Origin of the sequence: Eubacterium sp. LMAG:50 (genome assembly GCF_008680265.1) — a bacterium.
GTDB lineage: Bacteria > Bacillota > Clostridia > Lachnospirales > Lachnospiraceae > Eubacterium_U > Eubacterium_U album.
In genome coordinates, this window is record NZ_NALP01000007.1 from 64743 (window position 1) to 87271 (window position 22529).

Here is a 22529-nt window from a genome sequence, read left to right on the forward strand (position 1 = left end):
TAATTTCGTGATATATATTTGTTATCAGATATGTATGTTGGCATATCAATTAATAGTTACCATAATGTTCTCTAATCATTCGTCTTTCAACTTCTAAGCCTTCAATTTGGCTCATTATTCTTGCTGATTCTTGTCTTTCATGTGCTTTTACATAATTTATTTCTTCCGGAAGTGGTCTGAAATAACCTTTGCCATCCTGCATGTTAAGAATTACGGTATCTCTTCTTGCAGCCGCTATCATATCCCTTATTGCTCTGTCATCGATTCCCGTTCTGCTTCTTAGCTGTGCTCTGGTTACTGCATTCTCCCTTCCAAATGGAATGTAATCCACTATATCCATAGGCTTGTCCTCCTATTGGAAGAACGACTGTTGTACTGCCTCGGCTGTTGTCTGTGGCTGTGGCTCTGCTTCCACCTGAACATCTGCAACTTCTTTATTTTCCACATTCTGAACTTCTTCCACAGAACCCTCAACAATCATTCCTTCATCTATTTCAACATATTCCTTCGTTCCATCTTCATTAATTACTGCCATGTCACTGTCAAGAGCTGTCTGCATATCAATGCTCATACTTCCCCATTTACTGATAATCTGTCTTAACATTGTCTTGTAAGCCATTCCGTCAAAATCCTTACTCCAGAATGTCCACTTTGTTCCTTTCTTCACATCTGCAGCATAACCCTGGGAATACTTCATTGCATGAGCCTTCATCTTTTCCTTTGACCAGTACAATGCCTTCTTAAATCCGTCTGTATATTCAAACATTGCATAATAGCCCATCGTTTCTGCTTTTTCCCTTTCAACTTCGTCGGCAATTAACTTGACTTCAATTTCTTCCTCCAGGGGATTGAAGCTAATCAACTCTCCCTCCTTAATTGCAAGCACGTTTAATTTCCTGTATCGTCCTGTTCTAAGTGCCAGCTGTATGTAGCCTTTATATCCAAGCTGGAACTGTGCAACCTTAACTCCTGCATTGTTATTTTTGAAAGGAACCATGTAATACTGTCCTAACTGTGGACTTGGAGATAGATTTAAACTTTCACCCAAAAGTGCTGCACTTAATATGGATGCATTTGTACACTCCTGTAGTGATGCATTTGCATTAACTGCACTTATGATTGATGATATGAATCTTGTTCCATTCTTTCCACCCACTATGCTGTTAATCTGATTCTTAACTGCATCATTTGATAAATACGCTGTCAATGATGTTTTCTGCTGGCTTTTTGCCAAACTGTTTGATACTGCCATTTACTTTTCCTCCTTATTTAACCGGACCAAATTCTATGTTGTTGCTCTTTAAATAGTTCTTTAAACCTTCAAGCTGGCTTGCCGTTGCCCTTACTCTAAATGCAAGTTCTATGACTTCTTCCTTAACATCTTCTATTCCTATTGACTGTGCCGTATCATTAGCTACGGCTTTTACATGTTCAGCTTCTGCTTCTTTTGGAATGTGTAAGTTACCGGCATTGGCAATCTTTTCAGCTTCTGCCTTTTCTCTTTCCCTGCGTGCTTCAAGCTCTGCCTGTCTCTTTGCTTCGTATTCTGCTTTTCTTCTGGCATTCTCTTCAAATCTCTGTTTTACACTTAAGGCTTCTGCCATGTTGAAGTCTTTAAGATACGCTTCTTTCATTTCAAACTGATATTCGCCGTTATCGTTATCAATGATGTTTAATTCATTTGTTACCCTTTCAAGTAACTCTGTCATTTCCGTCTTTATGCTTTTTAGTGTGGTAGTTGCATTAAGATATGTAGGCTTAAATGCCCTTTCCCATGTAATGACTGATAACAAATCACTGCCGCCAAATATTCCATCGTAAATTTCCTGAACCTTTACGAGTTTTTCATCTCTCTTTTTCTGCTCATAAGCCTTTACCTGACTGTCAATGTTGTTGTTTGCTTCTCCAATGATTCCAATTAGTTCCTTTACCTGACTTTCAAATTCTGTATATGGCTCAAGCATCATCTTTTTAACGTCTTTTCTTTTGGTATCTAAAACCTTTATGAATTTGTTAAGATTTGCTCTGTCTGATTTTGCATCTTTAATGTTGTCGTCTGTGTATACAAGAGTTTTATAATCATTCGCTCTTGTTGTTATTTCCTGCTTTAATTCCTCATAATTCCAATCTATCTTTTTGATTGCATTTTCATCTGTTGGATTGTATATCTGTAATTCCATCTTTTCCTATTCCTTTCTGTTTAAAATTCTGGCATTATTAATGCCGGTCTTGTTTTTGTTCTTACCTTATTAATAAATTCCTGCTCTTTTTCATAAAGAAAATTAATATCTTCCTCTACTTCACTGCGTTCAATATGATAATCCTTTGTGACAAGTCTTATTTCACCATTCCAAATGCTTTTTATCTGTGCCCTTAAGACTACAAATTCATATTCAGTCACCATCAGGTAATGTAATACCTGTATGTAGTAATTGTCCGGAATGTGTTCACCATCCCATTTTTCCTTATGGATTGAACTGAACAGTTCCGTTGTCTTGCATTCAAATATTCCCTTTCTCCCGGATTCAAGCTCTGTCAACTCTCCGTCAAGAGATGCATGTGCAAAAGGATATTTATCATTAAGCAGCATGTTGTCTCCGAAGTATTCAACTCTGTATTCCGGATGATCCAGTGCAAATATTGCCCTTATGTGTTCCTCTGCCTTACTTCCGTATATGACGTATGGCTTGTCTGATATGTCGATGGGCTTTCTTATTCCTACCATCTCCTCCCAAAACTCTTCATTGGTCTTGTATGGATTTAGTCCTAAAACTGCAGCTGCATCTGAACCACCTATCTTACCTTTTCTTGCCTTAAGCCATTCAGCCTTAGTTGCATATTGAACTCTTCTTATATGGATATGTTCATTTTGTTCCAATAAACAATCACACTTTTCACCAGGGTCTAACGTTGCCCCGCAGTTAGGACATTCGTTGTAATACATATCCTGCACCTACTTTCTGCAACGCAGCCATACATCAAATGCAAATAGTCCATATATGATAATTGCTCCAATTGTTATGATTGCTGCTATCTTATTTACATTTCCGGTAGCAATCCATTTGTTATTGCTTAATACTGCACATATTAAAACTGCAATCACAACATCCTTAACCAAATGTAGGTCCCATGCAATATCTTCTAATTTGGACTTTTTAGCCTTTTGACTATTTTCGTTAATTGGTATAAAATGAAACTGTAATATTATTTTGCGAATGCTTGTCGGGACTTCCACTTCCGCAGGCATTCTTTTTTCTTGTACGTCTATCAATTTTTTATAATCTCCTTTTCATAACCTAACTGGTCAGCCGTCTGCTGGTTCAGCTTCTCAGTCATTTTCTTTTTCTCCTGTTCTGTCAAATTATCCCATTCATATTGATTTCCCTGATAATTAACAAAAATTAATACATTCATCTTTGCATCACTCCTATCTGTTATGTTTTATCCTATGCTTCACTATGGTTGTCTGTTGCCTTTTGCTTATTCCCCTTTTATACTTTCATTACAGGTGTTACAGCACTGAGTAATTGAGAAAGGAGAATTTTTAATATGAATATGATACCCGTTGCTTCTTCCAACATTGCAGCTGTTGGATATGATTATGATGGTTCAATATTACGCATTCATTTTAATTCCGGATGGACATATGACTATTACAATGTTCCGGCTTCTGTATACGAAAACCTTATGAATGCACCTTCTAAAGGCTCATATCATGCCTATAACATAAAAAATGTTTATCCGTATGCTAAGGTTTAATCAATAATGATTAAAACACGGGCAGGACCCTTTACTGTAATTTTCTTTTCTTTATAGGGTTCTGCCAAATAATGTGAAACGCCTTCCCTATTTTTTAATTCCTCAACTAATTTATAAGTTTTAATGTCTTTTAATTCCACTTACTTTGTTCCTCCTATAATTTCCACAGTGCCTGCACAATCAATGCATTGACTGTTAACCCTTTCTTCTTTGCCAGCTCCTTTAACTTTCTGTGTAACTCCACTGGTATTCTTATTGTCGTCTGTATCATTTTGTTCTCCTTTCGTTTTGATACCATAATGATACGACCTTTTTCGAGGTTTCCCTTGTGCTGTAAGCACGAGGTTTGTCAACATTTTTCGACTTTTAAATTAAATAATTTGCTTTGAGTTGATTTTAATTCAACTTAATTTGCAAAAAAAATTTTATCTCTTTGTTCATTTGATAAATTAAGAATTTCCTGCATTTTCACAATTTCACTTGCTTTAAATTCAGTTTGGTTATTAAGTTTTTTATAAAACCCTTCTCTACTTAACTTTAATGCACGTGCTATAAACGTTAATTTTAATCCAGAATTTTCTATAACCTTATTTAATGCTTCACTATCTGTCACTCTATCATCTCCTTATCTCTTAATTAGGAACACCTATGCTGCAACATAGATGTTCCCATTCCAATAATCAACCCGTATAGCCGTTAGTCCAGCTTTTTCTTGTACCTCAAATAAAGTGTATATGCTAATTTAGCCACACCTATACATATGAAGTACACTCCTAAGAATCTAATCATATTTACATTTACTTTTGGATATGATAATATCTGAATTAAGCAAGGGCTTTCGCCCCTGCCGGCTGGCTAGAACAGCCTATCAATTGCTAATAGGATTATTCCTACCAACAGGTCTATCAAAGCACTTATCAGGGTATCTTTGATAGACTTTTTTGTTTCCTTATCGATATTATCAAATATCTTCAAGTTATTTCCTCCTTTCTTCGTTTGCTGGTTGAATGTCATTCAACCTAAATATAGAATAGCACTTTGTTGAATATGTGTCAACTATTTTTCATAAAAAAGTTGAATTTAATTCTTTGTTATGTTACACTTATTACAAGTTATAAAGTAAAGGTTGGTGAATTAAATGACTCTACAGCAAAAGATTGGTTTAAAAATTAAAAATTTACGTGAAACATATGGATTATCTCAAACTGAATTAGCCTTGAAAGTTGGCTATAAAGACAAAACATCTATTGCGAAAATAGAAAAAGGTCTAGTTGATTTACCCCAAAGTAAATTAAGTGCTTTTTCAGCAGCATTTAAAGTAAATACTTCTTATTGGTTTGATGATGAAACATTTGAATTTGAGCAACATGAAGATAATTCATCAACAAAGAAATCTACCGGCATTCGCATTCCGGTACTTGGTCGTGTTGCTGCCGGTATTCCAATAGAAGCTATAGAAGATATTATTGACACAGAGGAAATAACAGAAGAACTTGCATCAAGCGGTACATTCTTCGGTCTAAAGCTAAAAGGTAATTCTATGGAGCCTAGAATGTGTGAAAACGATGTTGTTATCGTTCGTCAGCAATCCGATGCAGAAGATGGTGATATAGTTATCGCAACTGTTAACGGTGATGAAGCTACATGCAAGCGATTAAAAAAATATAACGATGGTATTGTTCTTATATCCAACAACCCAAATTACGACCCTATGTATTTTTCAAATAAGGAAATTCAGGAAAAGCCTGTTAAAATCATAGGCAAGGTTGTAGAGCTACGTGGAAAGTTTTAATTGCACTTTGAAAATATAATATACTTACCCGGAGAACCGAAGGGGTGACATTCCAACTGCCGGACTTTACAAAAGAAAGGGGTTGGTGCCAATGGTTACATATAGCGACTTATTTGCTTTCGTGACAATGTTGTGCAGTGTGATAGCTCTTGTTATTACTTATTTCTCACACAAAAAATAGTGCCCCTGCTCTGGTAAAGTAAGGCACTATTTTTTAACACTTATTTGCCGGCGGCTAGGTTTCGTCTAGCTCTCGGTTCTCTTGTTAAGTATATTATATCAATTCAAGTGTTTGTGTCAATTAGTCTAGCTAAGAAAACAATAAATTTTAAAAAAAGGAGCTGTTACTATGGATATGAATTCAGATTTATATGATAAATTAATTGACAAATCAAAGGAAGCATTTATCATGGCTATTGAATTATATAATAAGCCTACAATTAAATATCGTGTGGAAGGATTTAGTCTTTTTATCTGCAATGCTTGGGAATTGATGTTAAAAGCTTATATGATTAAATCTATGGGTGAAAATAGTATTTACTATAAAGATAATCAAGACCGTACATTATCTTTAGAAAATTGCGTTTCAAAAATATTTACTAACAACAAAGATCCTTTAAGACTTAATTTGGAAAAAATAATAGAATTACGTAATACCAGTACTCACTTCATCACAGAAGAATACGAAATGGTTTATGTTCCATTATTTCAATCCTGTATTATAAATTTTAATGAAAAAATGAAGGCTTTTCATGATGTGGATATGACATCTATTATTCCTCAAAATTTCCTTACTTTATCAGTAAGTATGAAAGCTCTTAAAGATACAGAAATTATAGCTAAGTATCCTGAAAAAATTGCTCAAAAATTGCTAAACGTTAAAGATAATATTGAAGATATTTCAATTAATAATAACGAGAAATTTGCAATACGAATTGACCATTTTCATTATTTAACCAAGGATGTTAATAAGGCAACTTCCATAGTTAAAATTGATAAAAATGCTGATGCATCCGTAAATATAATCAGAGAAATGAAAGATCCAAATAATACTCATAAATATACAACTAAGTCCTGTATTAAATACATTCAAGCTAGATTGACTAAAGATAATATTGAACTTATTTATAATAATAAAATTACCAAGTTTACAAGTTTTCATTTCACAAACTTATGTAAATATTACAAAATAAAAGAAAATGAAAAATTTTGCTATGTCCATAAACAATTTACGAATCCTCAATATTCATATTCTCAACAAGCAATTGACTTTGTTGTTTTAGAATTAGAAAAGGATCCTGAACATATTTTAGATAATATAAAAAATAAGCTAACCCCAGGGGCAAAGGAATTCTAAGTCTTATGACCTACTCCCATTCAGGAACCCAGCCTTATCCTTCACGAGTTAACTTATTTGTATTATAATATATACATTTTTTTAAGTCAATATACTAAAAAAGAGCCAGCCACTAAGGACCAGCTCCACAGAATGATTAAATCATCCCTAGACAAGTTGTATTTTATCATTCTTTGGAGCACCTGGTCAATCAGAACTGTTGTTCTTCGGTTGGGTGTTATTTTTATACTCATTTTTCATAAAATAAACAAAGGAGTGATAGAAATGAAAACAGGTGCATTATACGTCAGAGTATCAACAGATGATCAGGTAGAGTATTCTCCTGATGCACAGATACGTCTTGGTCTTGAATACGCAAAGAAAAACAACATAATAATTCCAAAACAGTTTATTTTTCAGGATGATGGCATTTCAGGCAGAAAAGCAACTAACAGACCTGCTTTTCAGGAACTCATAGCAATGGCAAAAAGCGATGAACATCCAATAGATGTAATTCTTGTGTGGAAATTCAGCCGTTTTGCGCGTAATCAGGAAGAAGCTATAGTTTATAAGAATCTACTCAAAAAAGCTGACGTTGACGTTGTTTCGGTATCAGAACCTATCCCTGATGGATTTATCGGCGAATTAGTACAGCGTATATTTGAATGGATGGACGAATACTATTCTATCAACCTTTCAGGTGAGGTAATGCGTGGAATGACTGAAAGAGCATCCAGAGGTGGTTATAACGCTGCTCCACCACTCGGATATAAAATGCAGGATGGAATACCTGTAATTGTACCTGAGCAGGCAGAGATAGTAAAAAAGATATTTATATGGTATGTAGATGATAAGATGTCATTTTTTGATATTGCCGTCAAATTAAATACTCTTGGATATAGAACTAAAAGAAACGGAAAGTTCCAGAACAGAACAGTAGCTTACATTATTAGAAATGAATTTTACAATGGTAAAATAATATGGAACAGATTAGAACACGCTACACGAAACGTCAAAGATAAATCTGAATGGATTGTTACTGATGGTGGACATGATACATTTATATCTAATGAATTGTTTACTGCAGCACAGGATAGAGATAAAGCAACAAAAAGACCTGGTAAAAAAGTAAGACCGGCATCAACATACAAACATTGGTTATCAGGACTTCTTGTGTGTTCTGCTTGCGGTGGTCGAATTGTAAGAGCTGGCAAAAGCAAATCAGGCAATACATATTTTCAATGTACAGCATACAATCACGCTTCCTGCAACGAATCGCACCTTACAAATGAAAATGCTCTTAAACCTGCCATTTTGGAAGCCTTGCAGAAGGTTCTTGATAGTGGCACTGTAGAATATGTTGTACATTCTACAAATCAGGAAGAAAAATCAGAAAGTGAATTAATTGAAAATAAATTAAACAGAATAGGCATGAAGAAAGAACGTATTAAAGAAGCATATAGAGATGGAATTGATACACTTGAAGAATATAAGGCCAACAAAGAAATATTACAAAGGGAACGTGAACAATTAACCGCCATGCTGGAGCAGTACTCAAAGAAGCCTGAAGATGAAAATGAAAGCATTCTTTTGAACAAAATACGCTCCGCATACGATATTATTAAATCAGACAATTCAACTGACAGACAAAAGCATGACGCTTTGACCAGTGTTGTTGATAAAATTGTATATGATAAAAAAGGTGGGGCATTGTTGATGTTTTTTTACATTAACGGCTAACGCCAAATTGCCCGCAAACCCTTTATTTATCGGCGTTTCAGGGCATCGTTATACGTTATTGCAGTACGGTGGTCCTGACGGCGAAGCAGGCGCTGCAATGCGTTATATGTCACAAAAATATGCTATGTCTAATCCTAAAGTTGCAGGACTTTTAAACGATATCGCAACTGAAGAACTTGGACATTTAGAAATAGTTGGAACCATTGTTCATCAACTTACCAAGGATCTTCCTTGCAACGAGGTAGACACTGCAGGGTTCGAAAAGTACTACGTTGACCACACTTTAGGCGTATGGCCACAAGCTGCTGGAGACATCCCATTTAATGCATGTGAATTTCAATCAAAAGGCGACCCAATTACTGATTTATTTGAAGATATGGCTGCTGAACAAAAAGCGAGAACTACTTATGACAATATTTTGACATTAGTTAAGGATAATGAGGTTGCTGACCCAATAAGATTTTTAAGAGCTAGGGAAATTGTTCATTTCCAACGTTTTGGTGAAGCTCTCAGAATGGTTTTAGATGATTTAAATAATAAAAAGAACTTCTATTTATACAATCCGGCTGGTTGCAAATAATAAACATGTATCATAATCATAAAGCTAAAAAAACCACTTCATAATGAAGTGGTTTTTAACTGGCCCACAAGGATTCGAACCTTGAAAATGCTGGAGTCAGAGTCCAGTGCCTTACCATTTGGCGATGGGCCATTGCTCTTGCAACGGAAATAATTTTATCATAAAGCAGTAACCTTTGCAAGCACTTTTTTACTTTTTTTATATTTTTTTAACTTTGCTCCATTTTCCATACACCTTTTTATTATTGCTTAAGGAAAATGCCCTTGCTTTTACATAGTATTTTTTTCCCTTTTTCACTAACTTTAACTTGTATGACAATTTAGAGCCTGACACCTTTTTGTTATTCTTAAACTTTTTATTTGTAGAATAACATAGCTGGTAACCTGATGCACTATCAATTTTCTTTAATTTTATTTTGGCTTTATTTCCATTAACTCTCTTAATACTTACAATCTTAGCCTTTTTTAATATATTTTTATTTTCTGTGCTATTTTGTGCAGCACATGTTTCAACATTATTTTTTATATTTTCTTTATAAGTTGTCTTTTCTGTCGCACTCGCTTTAGTTGTCGTTACTTGGGAAGATGTTGTTCCAAAAATATCTTCTCCATAATTGTCTCCTCCTGCTGCAAATACTGATGTAGACATTACAATTGTCAAAACCATTGTTATCAATAAAGTTTTCTTTTTCATCATTTTCCTCTTATTTTTCTCTTAATTTTTATTACTATGTTTTTTAACTTTCTCTTCCAAAAAGTTTTCCGCATTTTATCCACATAATTTAGATATTCTGCATTATCTGTTTTGTATGTTGCGCCATTTCTTTCAAATTCTTCCAAAACGCCCACAATCCAATCAAAAGGAACTTTTTCCTTATGAGTTCTATTATCGCCACAAATAATGTAATATTTCCTTTTCACAGCTATTATTCTATGTAGAACATACTCTCCTGTAGGTCGTTTATATAACGGAATATCATTCTCTTTTAAATTAGAATCAGCCGGAACAATTTTCACCAAATCTTTTTTATTATGTAACATTGGCATCATACTGTCTCCAACTACTGTCGCGACATAGAAACCTTTTTCTTTAATAATATCTTCTATTTTCTTATCTTCCATACTACAGTGTTCCATCCTTCATTGCATCATATGCAACAATAGCTGCCTCCTTTGAAATATTACATCCCATTTCGTATATCGGAATCTCATTAACAATTTTATCAACATATTCTAATGTATTACTCATTGCCATAATATCTCTTGGTCTATACACCTGGTTCATAAGATGCTTAACTGCATTCTCCTTTGTTGCTTTTTCTATATGATTTTCCTTAGCCTGATGCAAGAAACAAATCCCGGCAAGTTTTGCTTTCATATTAGTTGATAAATGATGCTTTCCATCCCAAGGCGTACCATACGCATATATGCCATCTTCCCTAAATTTAATTAGCGGCTTGTCATCATTTATCATAGTCACTCTGTCTCCAAAGCAATCTCTCCATAATTTAGCATGAGTTGATTTTCCTGTTCCACTTGGAGCTGAAAACATATATGCCTTTCCATCAATTTCAAGCACACTTCCATGAACTAGAATAACCCCATAATCAATCGCTTTTTCGCAAAACTTTCTATATAAAGCTATAAATTCCAAATAGGATTTAGGATAAGTCTGATTATCTTCTGACTGCATCTGTTCGAATTCCAAATCCTTGTCTGTAGCCTTTATTACAAATTCCGGTTTTGCTTTTTCAGCTAAATAATTAATACAATTATCATTAAAATAAATACCTCTTGTTTCTACTCCGACAGGAATATCTCCGAATTTATATACTTTCATCAAATCACCATACTTTCCCAAACTACCTACTACTATTGCTTATTATTTCTGCTGTCCTGCAAGATAGTTTGCAAACTGTTGCGCTGTTCTTCCTGAGATACCACCATGGCTTAATTCCCACTTATTTGCTTCAGCCTTTATCTCTTCGTCGCTCATTGTAACTCCAGCTCTTCTGCATAATTCTACTGCAATGTTAAAGAATTCCTTCTGACTTGGTTTAGAATAATTAATTGTCACACCAAATCTGTTTACAAGAGAAAGTTTTTCTTCCATTGTATCTGATTTATGCATTCCGTTATCCACCTGGACATCGCTTCTGTCATTCCATGTTTCCTTAATCAAATGACGTCTGTTAGATGTTGCATATATTAATACATTTTCCGGTTTTGTTTCAACGCCACCTTCTATTACAGCTTTAAGGAATTTATATTCAATTTCAAATTCTTCAAATGACAAATCATCCATATAAATAATAAATTTATAATTTCTATTCTTAATACTTGCTATTACATTTGAAAGGTCTTTAAACTGATGTTTATAAATTTCAATCATTCTAAGACCCTTGTCATAATACTCATTAACAATAGCCTTTATACTTGTTGACTTTCCTGTTCCACTGTCACCAAATAAAAGACAGTTGTTTGCCTTTCTTCCTTGTACAAATGCTTCTGTATTATCCACAAGTTTCTTTTTCTGAATTTCATATCCTACAAGGTCATCCAATGCAACCTGTTCCATATTATTAATAGCATGAAATTGTAATTTGCCGTCATTGTCACTAATTCTAAATGCCTTATTAAGTCCAAACATTCCTACACCATAATCTTTGTAGAAATCAGTAACACATGTAAAAAATTCATCTTCATTTTTTGTATTTTCCAATTTTTCACTTAAGGCTCTAACCTTTTCGCTCACATTTTTATTGTACATTAATTCAGGTTTACCTATAGCCTTATAATTTTCAATTCTTGAAAAACAATCAATTCCAAGTTCTTCTTCCATAGGTCCAAAATCATAATCAAACAATTTTTTGAACTGCTTAAAATCATTTTTTGCGAAATAATTTACACTTCCATCACTTGCTCCTACCTTTTCACAAGTCAAACTAAATGGATTTTCATTTGTAATAAGTAAATATGTAAGATAATTATGCCATAAATTCTTATCAAACGCATAATCTGTTGAAATTTCAAGAATTCTCTTTATCTGATGATATATTCTCGTAATAATCTCATCCTTCTTGTAATTCTCACCCTTATATTCTCTTATAATATTACTCAATTCCATTAATATCGAATCTTCCGGCATATTTCCGTAAATTAATAATTTTGAAACTATGTTGTGCATATCTATCGCCTCTTTTTATTATATTTTTAGTAACGTCGGAACCAAAAGTCTGAAACACACTTATTTTGGTTTTCCAGAATGTATTTACTTCCGGCTAATAACTTTGTTTCTGTTTTCTGAATATTATTTCTCCAGTTTCAGGATTCATTCCATCTACAATAGCTAATGATTCTAATTTAATTCCTTTATTTCTTATTATTTCTCCACCTTGCTGGAATCCTTTTTCAATAGCAATTCCAATTCCTTCAACTGTAGCACCCGCGTCTTCGACAAGCTGAATTAATCCCTGAAGTGCACATCCATTAGCAAGGAAATCATCAATAATTAATACATGATCTTCAGGTCCTATATATTTCTTTGAAACGATTACATCGTAAACTTTCTTATGAGTAAATGATTCTATTTTAGTTGAATATACTTCACCATCAATATTAATACTTTGTGCTTTTTTAGCAAATACGACCGGTACATTAAAATACTGTGCTACAATACAAGCAATTCCTATTCCTGAAGCTTCAATTGTTAACACCTTATTAATATTCTTGTCTGCAAATAATTTCTTCCATTCTTTTCCCATTTCATTAAATAATTCAATGTCCATCTGATGGTTTAAAAAATTATCAACTTTTAATACATTGCCTTCTTTAAGTATTCCATCTTTTCTGATTCTTTCCTCTAATAACTTCATATCATTCATCCTTATGATTATATTAAATTTCCATGATATCATATCACGAATTTTATCGTCTTTTGGACGCTTTATATCACTATAGCACAATTTTATATGCACTGCATCTAATAATTTAAAAGAGACCAATTGTTTTATAACGGTAATTCATTACCATTAAATACAATCAGTCTCTTATTTAATAGTTATTTAGTAAACTATCCAACTTAATCTTAGAGATTTCCGTGGAATGTTCTGCTAATAACATCATCCTGCTGTTCTTTTGTTAACTTGATGAAGTTTACAGCGTATCCTGATACACGGATTGTAAGCTGTGGATACTTTTCTGGATGCTGCTGAGCATCAAGTAATGTATCTCTAACTAATACGTTAACGTTAAGATGATATCCGCCTTCCTCTGCATATCCATCTATTAATGAAACTAAATTATCAATCTGTTTTGCACTTGCTGCCATTTTCTCTACCTCCTATTTGTTTTTCTCTTCTAATAATTTTATCCTGGATTCTCTAAATCCCTGTAACACTATTTTTCTAGCCGCTACAGCCATTTCTTTAGTAGCTGGCTCTATATCCTTTAATGGATAATCAATCCCAAGCTCTGCATACTTTGGTTTAGCCATATCATGATATGGTAAAATATCTAATGCCTTAACCATCTCAAGTTTTCCTATAAATAGACCTAACTTATAAAGATATTCTTTGTTCATTGTAATATGCGGAACCACAACATGTCTTATCCATATTGGAATCTTTTTATCATTAAGATATTTTGCAAATGCCAAAATATTATCATTTGGCTGTTTGCACAACTTTTTGTGTTCTTCCGGATCAATGTGTTTTATATCCAGCATAACCAAATCGGTTACTTCAAGTAATTTATCTACTTTTTTCAGATTTTCCGGATTATCAGGTCTAAATGTTACACCTGATGTATCCAGACAGGTATGAATTCCTTTTTTATGCGCTGCGGCAAACAGTTCCGTAAGAAAATCTATTTGTACCATTGGCTCACCGCCTGTAGCGGTGATACCTCCGGTTTTATAAAATGGTGCTTTCTTTTGGTATTCGTCAAGAAGCTCCTGAACAGTCATCTCTGTACCGCCCTCCATAGTCCATGTGTCCGGATTATGGCAATATGCACATCTCATTGGGCACCCTTTGAAGAACACTACAAATCTTACGCCAGGTCCATCTACTGTCCCACAGCTTTCAGTTGAATGAATTATTCCTGTTGTCATTCTGAATCATTTCCTTTTATTTTTTATTACTGCTGTAACTTGATAAGATCGTCGATATCAAGACCAAGTTCGTCAGCGTCAAGATCACCTGTGAATACGTCACAATCTTTTCCAAGAGCATCTGGGATGATTGTGAATGTATCTGAGATACCATCTCTAGCGTTTTCAAATGGAATCTTAGCTACAGATGCAAGTGATGAAACTGCACCATGAGTATCTCTTCCGTGAAGTGGGTTAGCACCTGGAGCGAATGGCTGTCCAGCTTTTCTTCCGTCAGGTGTGTTACCTGTATTCTTACCATATGTTACGTTTGATGTAATTGTAAGAATTGACTGTGTTGGGATACTATCTCTATATGTGTAGTGCTGTCTTAAGTAGCCCATGAATTTGTCAACAATCATAACTGCAAGGCTATCTACTCTGTCATCATCGTTACCATATTTAGGGAAGTCACCTTCTACTTCATAATCTACTGCTAATCCGTCTTCATCTCTGATTACTTTAACCTTAGCATATTTCATAGCTGAAAGTGAATCTGCTACTACTGAAAGTCCGGCAACACCTGTTGCAAACCATCTCTTAACGTGAGCATCATGTAATGCCATCTGGATTCTTTCATATGAGTATTTATCATGCATGTAATGAATGATATTAAGAGCATTTACATATACTCCTGATAACCATTTCATCATATCTTCGTATCTTTCCATTACTTCATCATAATCAAGGTATTCTGATGTAATTGGTCTGTACTTAGGTCCTACCTGAACCTTAGTCTTTTCATCAACACCACCGTTGATAGCGTAAAGAAGACATTTAGCAAGATTTGCTCTAGCTCCGAAGAACTGCATTTCTTTACCAATTCTCATTGAAGATACACAACAAGCGATTCCGTAGTCATCACCATTGTATACTCTCATTAAGTCATCGTTTTCGTACTGCATTGATGAGTATTCAATTGAAAGCTTAGCACAGTATTTCTTGAATTCCTGTGGAAGTCTTGTTGACCAAAGTACTGTAAGGTTTGGTTCTGGAGCTGCACCTAAGTTTTCTAATGTATGAAGGTATCTGAATGATGTCTTTGTTACCATATGACGTCCGTCAATACCTACACCACCGATTGATTCTGTAACCCAAACTGGATCACCAGCGAAAATCTGGTTGTATTCAGGTGTTCTTGCGAACTTAACGCATCTTAACTTCATGATGAAGTGGTCAACGAATTCCTGAATCTGTTCTTCTGTAAATGTACCGTTTTCTAAGTCTCTCTGAGCATAGATATCGATGAATGTTGAAGTACGTCCAAGTGACATAGCTGCACCATTCTGTTCCTTAACTGCTGCTAAGTATGCTAAGTACATCCACTGAATAGCTTCCTGTACATTCTGAGCTGGTCTAGAAATATCGAATCCGTAAATCTTACCTAATTCTTTTAATTCCTTAAGAGCTCTGATCTGTTCTGAATATTCTTCTCTATCACGGATAACTTCCGGTCTCATTTCTGTAGGTGTAGCAGCCTTCTGAGCTTCCTTATCTACGATAAGTGTATCAACACCGTATAATGCAACTCTTCTGTAGTCACCAATGATACGTCCACGTCCGTAAGCATCAGGAAGACCTGTTACGATGTGGTTTGTTCTACATGTTCTGATTTCAGGTGTGTAAGCATCAAATACACCTGCGTTATGTGTCTTTCTATAGTTTGTGTAGAAATCTACAACTTCCGGATCTACTTCATAGCCGTTATCTGAGCAAGCTTTCATAGCCATACGGATACCACCGTTAACCTGAAGACCTCTCTTGAAAGGCTTATCTGTCTGGAAACCTACGATTGTTTCTTTATCTTTGTCTAAGTAACCTGCACCGTGTGATGTGATTGTCTGTACAACTTTTGTATCCATATCAAGAACACCACCAGCTTCTCTTTCCTTCTTCTGAAGATCAAGTACCTGATTCCATAAATCTGTTGTGTTCTGTGTTGGTCCTGCTAAGAAACTAGCATCACCATCATATGGTGTGTAGTTTTTCTGGATAAAATCTCTAACGTTGACTTCTGATGTCCATGCGCCATTGCTAAATCCTGTCCATTCTTCTCTCATTTTTGTTCTTCCTCCTAAAAATAAATATATAAAAGCTTGCGCTTTTCTAACATATTAGTGCTTTTATTAACAGTAACTCAATAAATCTTCTACTGTCTTCTTCTTCGGTACAGACGGTTTCTCATCCGGATATCCTACAGCAACTAAAGCCATTAAAAGCTGACCTTCAGGAACTCCAATTATATCACTGGCCTTATCTATATCATAAAGTCCCATAACAACCGTTCCTAATCCAAGGTCATTTGCCGCAAGGCAAAGAGTCTGTGTTGCAATACCATTGTCAAATGCCTGCCATGCATCCTTTCTAGATGTAGAAAAGCTTCCATCTCTTTCAAATCCTGAACGCTTGTCCACAATTAAAGTTGCTATAAGTAAAGGGGCTCCATTGATTATCTGAGCGTTGTGTTCTGCACAACATTCTGTTGTTAATCTTGCCTTAACTTCTTCATTAGTTATAGCAATGTACCTTGTTGTCTGAGTATTTTTCCATGAAGGTGCATATGATGCTGCCAATACAAGTTTCTCAATTGTTTCTTTACTTACTGAATCTGTCTTAAACTTTCTGACACTTCTTCTTGTTTTAATACATTCTAAAGTTTCCATCTATAAACCTCCATGTATGTTATTTTTATGGCAAAATGCGTTTTTTTTACTTGTTTCTTCTATAAAAAGTACAACAAAAACACATAATGTCTCCACTAATCGAGACTAATATATCACTTAATTATTTGTTTTGCAATGGTTTGATTCAAAAATATTCGACTAATTTTAATGTGGAATTTGATATATTTTAATACGAATTTTAGTCCTAAAATACGGTAACTTTATTAAAATCGTTTTTAACCAAAAAAAACCTACAAAACAACAGTTTTCCTGCTATTATTGTAGATTTTTTTAACTTTCGGCATTAAAATATGTCAATTTTTATTATTTCCAATCGTATTTTCTCAAATGTCCTTCCATTTGCATTCCTGCAAAATCATTCTGACGTAAAGCTTCATATAATACGATTGCTACTGAATTTGCAAGATTCAATGAACGAATCTGTGGATTCATTGGGATTCGTATTGCATGTTCCTGATTTTCAACTAATATTTCCTCAGGTATCCCTGCACTTTCTTTTCCAAACATGATGTAATCATTTTCTTCAAATTTAACATCACTATATCTGTTTGGTCCCTTAGTTGTTGCCATCCATATTTTCGCATTTGGATTTTTTTCCAAAAAGTCTTCATAGCTTTCATAGATTGTAACATCTAAATGTTCCCAATAATCCATTCCGGCTCTTTTAACTGATTTTTCATTGATTTTAAATCCCATAGGCTCTATTAAATGTAGTTTTGTTCCTGTGGCGCAACATGTTCTTCCTATGTTTCCTGTATTCTGTGGTATTTCAGGTTCTAATAAAACGATATTCATCTTTTCCCTCTTTCAATGCAAATTCTTCAAATTATGATTTGCTATTTTTTATTTATAAAAATATGAATTTGATAATTACTTATATCGTTACTTCCAATAATTTTTTTACATTATAATTTTTATAATTACTCATATTATAATTTTAATTTTTTATATTGGAGTTTTTCAACAATTACTTATATCACAACTTTTTCTAAATAATTATCATTTATTTTTGTTCCAGTTTTTTGACAAATTTTTCAACTCTGTCTAATGCAGTTTTTAGGCTATCAATAGAATATGCATAAGATATTCTTAAATATCCTTCCCCGCATTTTCCAAATGCATCGCCTGGAACTACAGCAACCTTTTCTTCCTGTAATAATCTGGTTGCGAATTCTTCTGATGTCATTCCAAATTTCTTAATGCTCGGGAATACATAAAATGCTCCATAAGGTTCAAAACATTCAAGGCCCATTTCTCTAAGTCTGTAAACAACAAATCTTCTTCTTTCATTATATGACTCACACATTCTTTCGACATCTCTGTCACCATTTTTCAAAGCTTCAACTGCTGCATACTGACTTACTGTCGGTGCACACATAATTGCAAATTGATGTAGTTTAATCATCTGCTCCATAATAACGTGCGGTGCACACGCATAGCCTAATCTCCATCCTGTCATAGCATAAGCCTTTGAAAATCCGTTTATGAGAACTGTTCTTTCTTTCATCCCCGGTATACATGCGATTGAAATATGCTTTTCTTTATATGAAAGTTCTGAATAAATTTCATCTGATAATACATATATATCTTTTTCAATGCAAACCTGAGCAATCTCTTCTAATTCATGCTTATCAAGAGTTGCTCCTGTTGGATTATTTGGAAATGGTAATACAAGCAATTTTGTTTTGTCTGTTATATGTTCTAGCAACAATTCTTTTGTTAATTTAAATTCGTCCTCTTCTTTTAAATCAATTGTTACAGGCACGCCATACGCTAACTGAACGCAAGGGACATATGATACAAAGCACGGTTGTGGAACTAACACCTCATCTCCCGGATTAATCATAGCTCTTATCGCTATGTCTATAGCCTCACTTCCACCTACTGTAACTACCACTTCTTTAGCAGGATCATATTGTAATCCTAATTTTCTATCAAGATAATTGCAAATTTCATTCCTCAAATCCATGAGTCCCGCATTAGATGTGTAAAATGTTCTTCCTTTTTCTAAGCTATAAATTCCTTCTTCACGAATATGCCATGGAGTGTCAAAATCCGGTTCTCCAACGCCAAGTGAAATAGCATCCTTCATTTCACTAACGATATCAAAAAACTTTCTTATTCCTGATGGTTGCATATTCATTGCTACATTTGATATTGGATTCTTCATTATGGCGTCACTAACATCCTTTCATCTTTATGTTCTTCCATCATTGTCACACCGTAATCTTTGTATTTTTTCAATACAAAATGTGTTGCTGTATTTAACACTTCATCTAAAGTAGATAATTTACTTGTAACAAACTGAGCAATTTCTTTCATTGTCTTTTCTTCTAATATTACTGTAAAATCAAATCCACCTGACATAAGATATACTGATTTTACTTCATCAAATTTACTGATTCTCTCAGCAATTTTATCAAACCCAATTCCTCTTTGCGGTGTTACCTTAACTTCTATAAGCGCTGATACTCTTTCATCATTTGTATTATCCCAGTTTATCAAAGTATAGTAACCTCTTATAATCCCCTCTTTTTCCATCTGTGCTATTTCATTTGCCACTTCAGTTTCTGTCTTTCCAACTAAAATAGCAATCTCTTTAATATCTATTCTGCTATTTTTTTCTAATAACCGAAGAATTTCTTCTCTCATATTCTACCTCTCCTTTTAGAATAACTTATATATTTCATCGCCTCTTTGAGGTTCCAGAAATCTTGTTTCATCTCCATTTATCAATACTCTGTTTTTATCGGATGTTATTATTCCTATAACGCTTGCGTTAATTCCTTTTTCTTCTAAAACATCTACAAGCCTTTCCCCATTATTTGTTACTATCAATAAAGAACCTGTACCATCAAGCATATAAGGATTAATATCAAATACTTCTGATACTTCAATTGTTTCCTGCCATACCGGAATCTTTTGTAATTCAATTTTCACTCCAAGACCACTTGCAGATGTAAGTTCCCATACTCCTGCAAAAACTCCTCCTGTAGAAATGTCATGTAAAGCAACCTCTCCGCATTCCAAGGCTATACGTGATTCGTCTTCAATTGAAATATAATTTATAATATCTTTACATTTATCAACATATGTATTTATGAATTTTTCTTTTAAAATATCCGTCTTAGCATTAGATATAAGTCCCGTTCCACCAACTGCTATGGATTTTGTCATAACAATCTGTTGTCCGGGCTTAACATCCTTCAAACAATTTACATTGTAGCACTTACTACCCATTATAGTAAACATAATTATAGGTTGATTTACATTAGCAGAAACAGTAGTATGACCGCCTGAAATCTGCACATTGTATTTGCCAAATACTTCATCAAGCTTTCTCATTAATTTGCCAAGCTGCTTTTCTTCATATTCTAATGGTAATGCAATTGAAACTTCTGCCGCAAGTGGAATTCCACCCTGCACATATATATTATTCATTCCCTTTGCTACATTAAACTCTATGCATCCGTCAAACCATGTTTCTATACAATTAGAAGACATTACAACCGTAACGTCTTCTAATTGTATTTCACAGGCGTCATTACTTAAATCTGCTCCTCTAATCACTTTAGCATTTCTGTTTTTTATATTTTTTAAAACAGAACGTTTTAAAGCGATTTCAGAAATCTTTCCTCTGCGCATAAGCCACCGCCTATCATATATATTATTTTATTCTTCTGACTTCTTTGTTTCTTTAGCCTTAGCTGACGTTGTCTTTTCAGCCTTTTCATTTTTCTTTGTTGTTTCTTCTTTGTTATCTGAATCTGAGTCAGAATCATCTTTTTTATCTGTCGTTTCTTCTCCCTTTTTGTCTTCTTTCTTCGTTCCTTTTACAACTTTCTTTGGAGTCATTGCATAAGTGCTTGTGTGTAACAATTCCTTATCAACTTCTTCTCCATTCTCATATGTAACTTTCCAAAGCTTAGCAACATATCCCACATGACCATTTTCAGTTACTGATTCATAACTTGTAGGTTTTGAAGAATCCTTTGTAACCCTTGTTCCGATTGGTATTTCCTTAACTGTCTCACTTACATATTTTACTGAGCGACTACTGTCTCTTGTATCATGGCCATAAACTTTAAAAGTCAATGTTCCACCTGCATTATATACAGACTGAATGTAAATAGGTGCATCCGTATTATTTTCAAATACTAAGTCTTTATAATCTCCTGCTAAAGCTGCATCCGCTGCCAATGGCACATAAGCTACTGACATTGAATGAGAATATCTTTCTACAACTTTAATTTCTGCTTCAAGCAATGCATTGTATAGTGTACTTGATACCTGACAAATACCACCGCCATAACTGTCTGCTACACCACCATCAACATATGTTCCTGCAGGATACCATCCATTTTCAGCTGTCCATGGTGCCAAATGTTCATTTAATGAATACTGCTCTCCCGGATATAAAAGAATTCCGTCTAATACTTCAGCTCCATGTTTAATATTGTTATTTCTATTATCATATGAAGTTCCTACAGAAAATGAAGTATAGTAACTTCCCATAGGTGTAGAAGAAACTTTCTTTAAATCTTCTGATGTATATTTAGGTTTAGACACCTTTGTTTCTGCTGTATATAAAATATCTGATTTGTTATCCCATTCCTTTGTTATGTAATCATATAAACCTGATACTGTTACATCATAATCAATAACGACACCATCCTGCTCAGGTATAACTTCAAACCCTGAAGAAGTAAGTTTTAAAGACGCATTCTTTGCTTCAACATTATAGCTGTCGCAAATTTTCTTTAAATTGTCTTTCATATTTTTTTCTTCAATTCCAAATTCAAGTTTGAGCTCAATTCCTTTATTTTTCAAATCAAGTCCGTCTTTATATCTCTTTATAACATTTCCTGATTTTCCAACTCCGACTGCTTCTTCAATTACTGACTTGTTTGTCCATTTATATCCTAAGTCACTTAAATTAGTTTTTACCTCTGTACCATTTACATCAATCTTAACCGGCACATTTGTTTTTTCTTTTACATAAGCTTTTACCTTAGTATTTGCTTCTTCTTCTGTCAAATCGCTTACGTCTATACTTTCAATTCTTACTCCACTTTTGATTACATCTTTATCTTTTGAATTTTTAGAAGATGCAGCTCCAAATGCAAATACTGACATTCCAAGTACAGCTGCAACTACTGTTATAACAGCAACGCTCTTCTTTATACTTTTCACTTGTTTTCCTCCTCTTAATCTGTATTGCCCCTCCCTTTGGTCGGCGGCTACTCGTCGAAAACATTTATAGAAAAATGAAATTCATTCATTTTGTTTTCTCTTCTATATTTACGGCATAACAGAAAATACTGTTGTCACTACCATTGCAAGTACAACTACTGCAATTATTACACCTGAAATGATTCTCTGGTTTTTCTTCTTATTGAACATATCAAAAAAATTCATGTCAATTCTCCTTTATATACTTTTATAATTTGTAGAAATTTTTAATTTGCATATTTGCTCAGGTTGCAT

At 34.1% G+C, this 22529-nt stretch carries 28 protein-coding genes and 1 tRNA gene; 5 read left to right on the plus strand and 24 right to left on the minus strand.

Annotated features, from left to right (window positions below; translation table 11 throughout):
* Nucleotides 1-49: 49 nt before the first annotated feature.
* From CCC31_RS05660 to CCC31_RS05685, 6 genes are read right to left on the minus strand one after another with little or no spacing between them, the layout of a single operon-like run.
* Nucleotides 50-340 carry a hypothetical protein gene (locus CCC31_RS05660; RefSeq protein WP_290850195.1) on the minus strand — a complete coding sequence of 97 codons (291 nt, stop codon included), beginning with the start codon at nucleotides 338-340 and terminating at the stop codon, nucleotides 50-52.
* 12 nt (nucleotides 341-352) lie between these two features.
* Entirely contained in the window at nucleotides 353-1252 is a 900-nt protein-coding gene (locus CCC31_RS05665; protein ID WP_290850197.1) for a recombinase RecT, read from the minus strand.
* 13 nt (nucleotides 1253-1265) lie between these two features.
* Entirely contained in the window at nucleotides 1266-2180 is a 915-nt protein-coding gene (locus CCC31_RS05670) for a DUF1351 domain-containing protein (protein ID WP_290850199.1), read from the minus strand.
* 20 nt (nucleotides 2181-2200) lie between these two features.
* On the minus strand, nucleotides 2201-2944 hold the full coding sequence (locus tag CCC31_RS05675) for a YqaJ viral recombinase family protein (RefSeq protein WP_290850200.1): 744 nt from the start codon (nucleotides 2942-2944) through the stop codon (nucleotides 2201-2203).
* A 9-nt stretch (nucleotides 2945-2953) separates the two neighbouring features.
* A complete protein-coding gene (locus CCC31_RS05680) occupies nucleotides 2954-3271 on the minus strand; it encodes a hypothetical protein (RefSeq protein WP_147585426.1) in 318 nt (105 codons plus the stop codon).
* Complete coding sequence (locus tag CCC31_RS05685; RefSeq protein ID WP_290850203.1) at nucleotides 3268-3414, minus strand: hypothetical protein; 147 nt, start codon at nucleotides 3412-3414, stop codon at nucleotides 3268-3270. Before CCC31_RS05685 ends, CCC31_RS05680 begins: the two co-directional genes overlap by 4 nt.
* Nucleotides 3415-3549: 135 nt before the next feature.
* On the opposite strand from CCC31_RS05685, the gene CCC31_RS05690 reads away from it, so the two are divergent.
* Entirely contained in the window at nucleotides 3550-3759 is a 210-nt protein-coding gene (locus tag CCC31_RS05690) for a KTSC domain-containing protein (RefSeq protein ID WP_290850205.1), read from the plus strand.
* Here CCC31_RS05690 and CCC31_RS05695 read toward each other — a convergent pair.
* The 3 genes from CCC31_RS05695 to CCC31_RS05705 all read right to left on the minus strand — a co-directional run bounded on the left by CCC31_RS05695 (nucleotide 3756) and on the right by CCC31_RS05705 (nucleotide 4372).
* Nucleotides 3756-3899 carry a BC1881 family protein gene (locus CCC31_RS05695; RefSeq protein ID WP_290850207.1) on the minus strand — a complete coding sequence of 48 codons (144 nt, stop codon included), beginning with the start codon at nucleotides 3897-3899 and terminating at the stop codon, nucleotides 3756-3758. The genes CCC31_RS05690 and CCC31_RS05695 overlap by 4 nt on opposite strands.
* A gap of 14 nt (nucleotides 3900-3913) precedes the next feature.
* Nucleotides 3914-4030 (minus strand): YlcI/YnfO family protein, encoded by a 117-nt coding sequence (locus CCC31_RS05700; RefSeq protein ID WP_167553862.1) that lies wholly within the window; start codon nucleotides 4028-4030, stop codon nucleotides 3914-3916.
* 135 nt (nucleotides 4031-4165) lie between these two features.
* On the minus strand, nucleotides 4166-4372 hold the full coding sequence (locus tag CCC31_RS05705; protein ID WP_147585424.1) for a DUF739 family protein: 207 nt from the start codon (nucleotides 4370-4372) through the stop codon (nucleotides 4166-4168).
* Nucleotides 4373-4897: 525 nt separating this feature from the next.
* Between CCC31_RS05705 and CCC31_RS05710 the strand changes: the two genes are divergently transcribed.
* From CCC31_RS05710 to CCC31_RS05725, 4 genes are all read left to right on the plus strand, one after another.
* Nucleotides 4898-5551, plus strand: coding sequence for an XRE family transcriptional regulator (locus CCC31_RS05710; RefSeq protein ID WP_290850210.1), 654 nt, complete (start codon nucleotides 4898-4900; stop codon nucleotides 5549-5551).
* 349 nt (nucleotides 5552-5900) lie between these two features.
* Nucleotides 5901-6908, plus strand: coding sequence for a DUF3644 domain-containing protein (locus tag CCC31_RS05715; protein ID WP_290850212.1), 1008 nt, complete (start codon nucleotides 5901-5903; stop codon nucleotides 6906-6908).
* 264 nt (nucleotides 6909-7172) lie between these two features.
* Nucleotides 7173-8627, plus strand: coding sequence for a recombinase family protein (locus CCC31_RS05720; protein ID WP_290850214.1), 1455 nt, complete (start codon nucleotides 7173-7175; stop codon nucleotides 8625-8627).
* A 7-nt stretch (nucleotides 8628-8634) separates the two neighbouring features.
* Complete coding sequence (locus tag CCC31_RS05725) at nucleotides 8635-9207, plus strand: manganese catalase family protein (RefSeq protein ID WP_290850216.1); 573 nt, start codon at nucleotides 8635-8637, stop codon at nucleotides 9205-9207.
* A gap of 59 nt (nucleotides 9208-9266) precedes the next feature.
* On the opposite strand, the gene CCC31_RS05730 is transcribed toward CCC31_RS05725, so the two are convergent.
* From CCC31_RS05730 to CCC31_RS05800, 15 genes are all read right to left on the minus strand, one after another.
* Nucleotides 9267-9339, minus strand: a tRNA-Gln gene (locus CCC31_RS05730).
* 66 nt (nucleotides 9340-9405) lie between these two features.
* Nucleotides 9406-9903 (minus strand): hypothetical protein, encoded by a 498-nt coding sequence (locus CCC31_RS05735; RefSeq protein WP_290850219.1) that lies wholly within the window; start codon nucleotides 9901-9903, stop codon nucleotides 9406-9408.
* A complete protein-coding gene (locus CCC31_RS05740) occupies nucleotides 9900-10328 on the minus strand; it encodes a S26 family signal peptidase (RefSeq protein WP_147339781.1) in 429 nt (142 codons plus the stop codon). The genes CCC31_RS05735 and CCC31_RS05740 overlap by 4 nt, the downstream gene beginning before the upstream one ends.
* Nucleotide 10329: 1 nt before the next feature.
* Entirely contained in the window at nucleotides 10330-11046 is a 717-nt protein-coding gene (locus tag CCC31_RS05745) for a hypothetical protein (protein ID WP_260978363.1), read from the minus strand.
* A 42-nt stretch (nucleotides 11047-11088) separates the two neighbouring features.
* Nucleotides 11089-12393: an ATP-binding protein gene (locus tag CCC31_RS05750; RefSeq protein WP_022088678.1), complete on the minus strand. Its 1305-nt coding sequence runs from the start codon at nucleotides 12391-12393 to the stop codon at nucleotides 11089-11091.
* Between the two features lie 94 nt (nucleotides 12394-12487).
* On the minus strand, nucleotides 12488-13081 hold the full coding sequence (locus tag CCC31_RS05755; protein ID WP_118565007.1) for a xanthine phosphoribosyltransferase: 594 nt from the start codon (nucleotides 13079-13081) through the stop codon (nucleotides 12488-12490).
* A 212-nt stretch (nucleotides 13082-13293) separates the two neighbouring features.
* Entirely contained in the window at nucleotides 13294-13536 is a 243-nt protein-coding gene (gene grcA3 / locus CCC31_RS05760; protein ID WP_022088680.1) for an autonomous glycyl radical cofactor GrcA3, read from the minus strand.
* 12 nt (nucleotides 13537-13548) lie between these two features.
* Nucleotides 13549-14319, minus strand: a complete 771-nt coding sequence (pflA, locus tag CCC31_RS05765) for a pyruvate formate-lyase-activating protein (protein WP_022088681.1) — start codon at nucleotides 14317-14319, stop codon at nucleotides 13549-13551.
* A 26-nt stretch (nucleotides 14320-14345) separates the two neighbouring features.
* Complete coding sequence (gene pflB, locus CCC31_RS05770) at nucleotides 14346-16418, minus strand: formate C-acetyltransferase (protein WP_022088682.1); 2073 nt, start codon at nucleotides 16416-16418, stop codon at nucleotides 14346-14348.
* A 66-nt stretch (nucleotides 16419-16484) separates the two neighbouring features.
* Nucleotides 16485-17021, minus strand: a complete 537-nt coding sequence (locus CCC31_RS05775) for a nitroreductase family protein (RefSeq protein WP_290850225.1) — start codon at nucleotides 17019-17021, stop codon at nucleotides 16485-16487.
* A gap of 324 nt (nucleotides 17022-17345) precedes the next feature.
* A complete protein-coding gene (trmL, locus tag CCC31_RS05780; protein ID WP_022088684.1) occupies nucleotides 17346-17837 on the minus strand; it encodes a tRNA (uridine(34)/cytosine(34)/5-carboxymethylaminomethyluridine(34)-2'-O)-methyltransferase TrmL in 492 nt (163 codons plus the stop codon).
* Nucleotides 17838-18045: 208 nt separating this feature from the next.
* The gene (locus tag CCC31_RS05785; protein WP_290850228.1) at nucleotides 18046-19212 is read right to left on the minus strand and encodes an aminotransferase class I/II-fold pyridoxal phosphate-dependent enzyme; all 1167 of its coding nucleotides are present in this window, start codon (nucleotides 19210-19212) and stop codon (nucleotides 18046-18048) included.
* Nucleotides 19212-19694 carry an Lrp/AsnC ligand binding domain-containing protein gene (locus tag CCC31_RS05790; protein ID WP_022088686.1) on the minus strand — a complete coding sequence of 161 codons (483 nt, stop codon included), beginning with the start codon at nucleotides 19692-19694 and terminating at the stop codon, nucleotides 19212-19214. Before CCC31_RS05790 ends, CCC31_RS05785 begins: the two co-directional genes overlap by 1 nt.
* A 15-nt stretch (nucleotides 19695-19709) precedes the next feature.
* Nucleotides 19710-20687, minus strand: coding sequence for an AIR synthase-related protein (locus CCC31_RS05795; protein WP_022088687.1), 978 nt, complete (start codon nucleotides 20685-20687; stop codon nucleotides 19710-19712).
* Nucleotides 20688-20714: 27 nt separating this feature from the next.
* Nucleotides 20715-22235: a VanW family protein gene (locus tag CCC31_RS05800; RefSeq protein WP_290850231.1), complete on the minus strand. Its 1521-nt coding sequence runs from the start codon at nucleotides 22233-22235 to the stop codon at nucleotides 20715-20717.
* Between the last annotated feature and the right edge of the window lie 294 nt (nucleotides 22236-22529).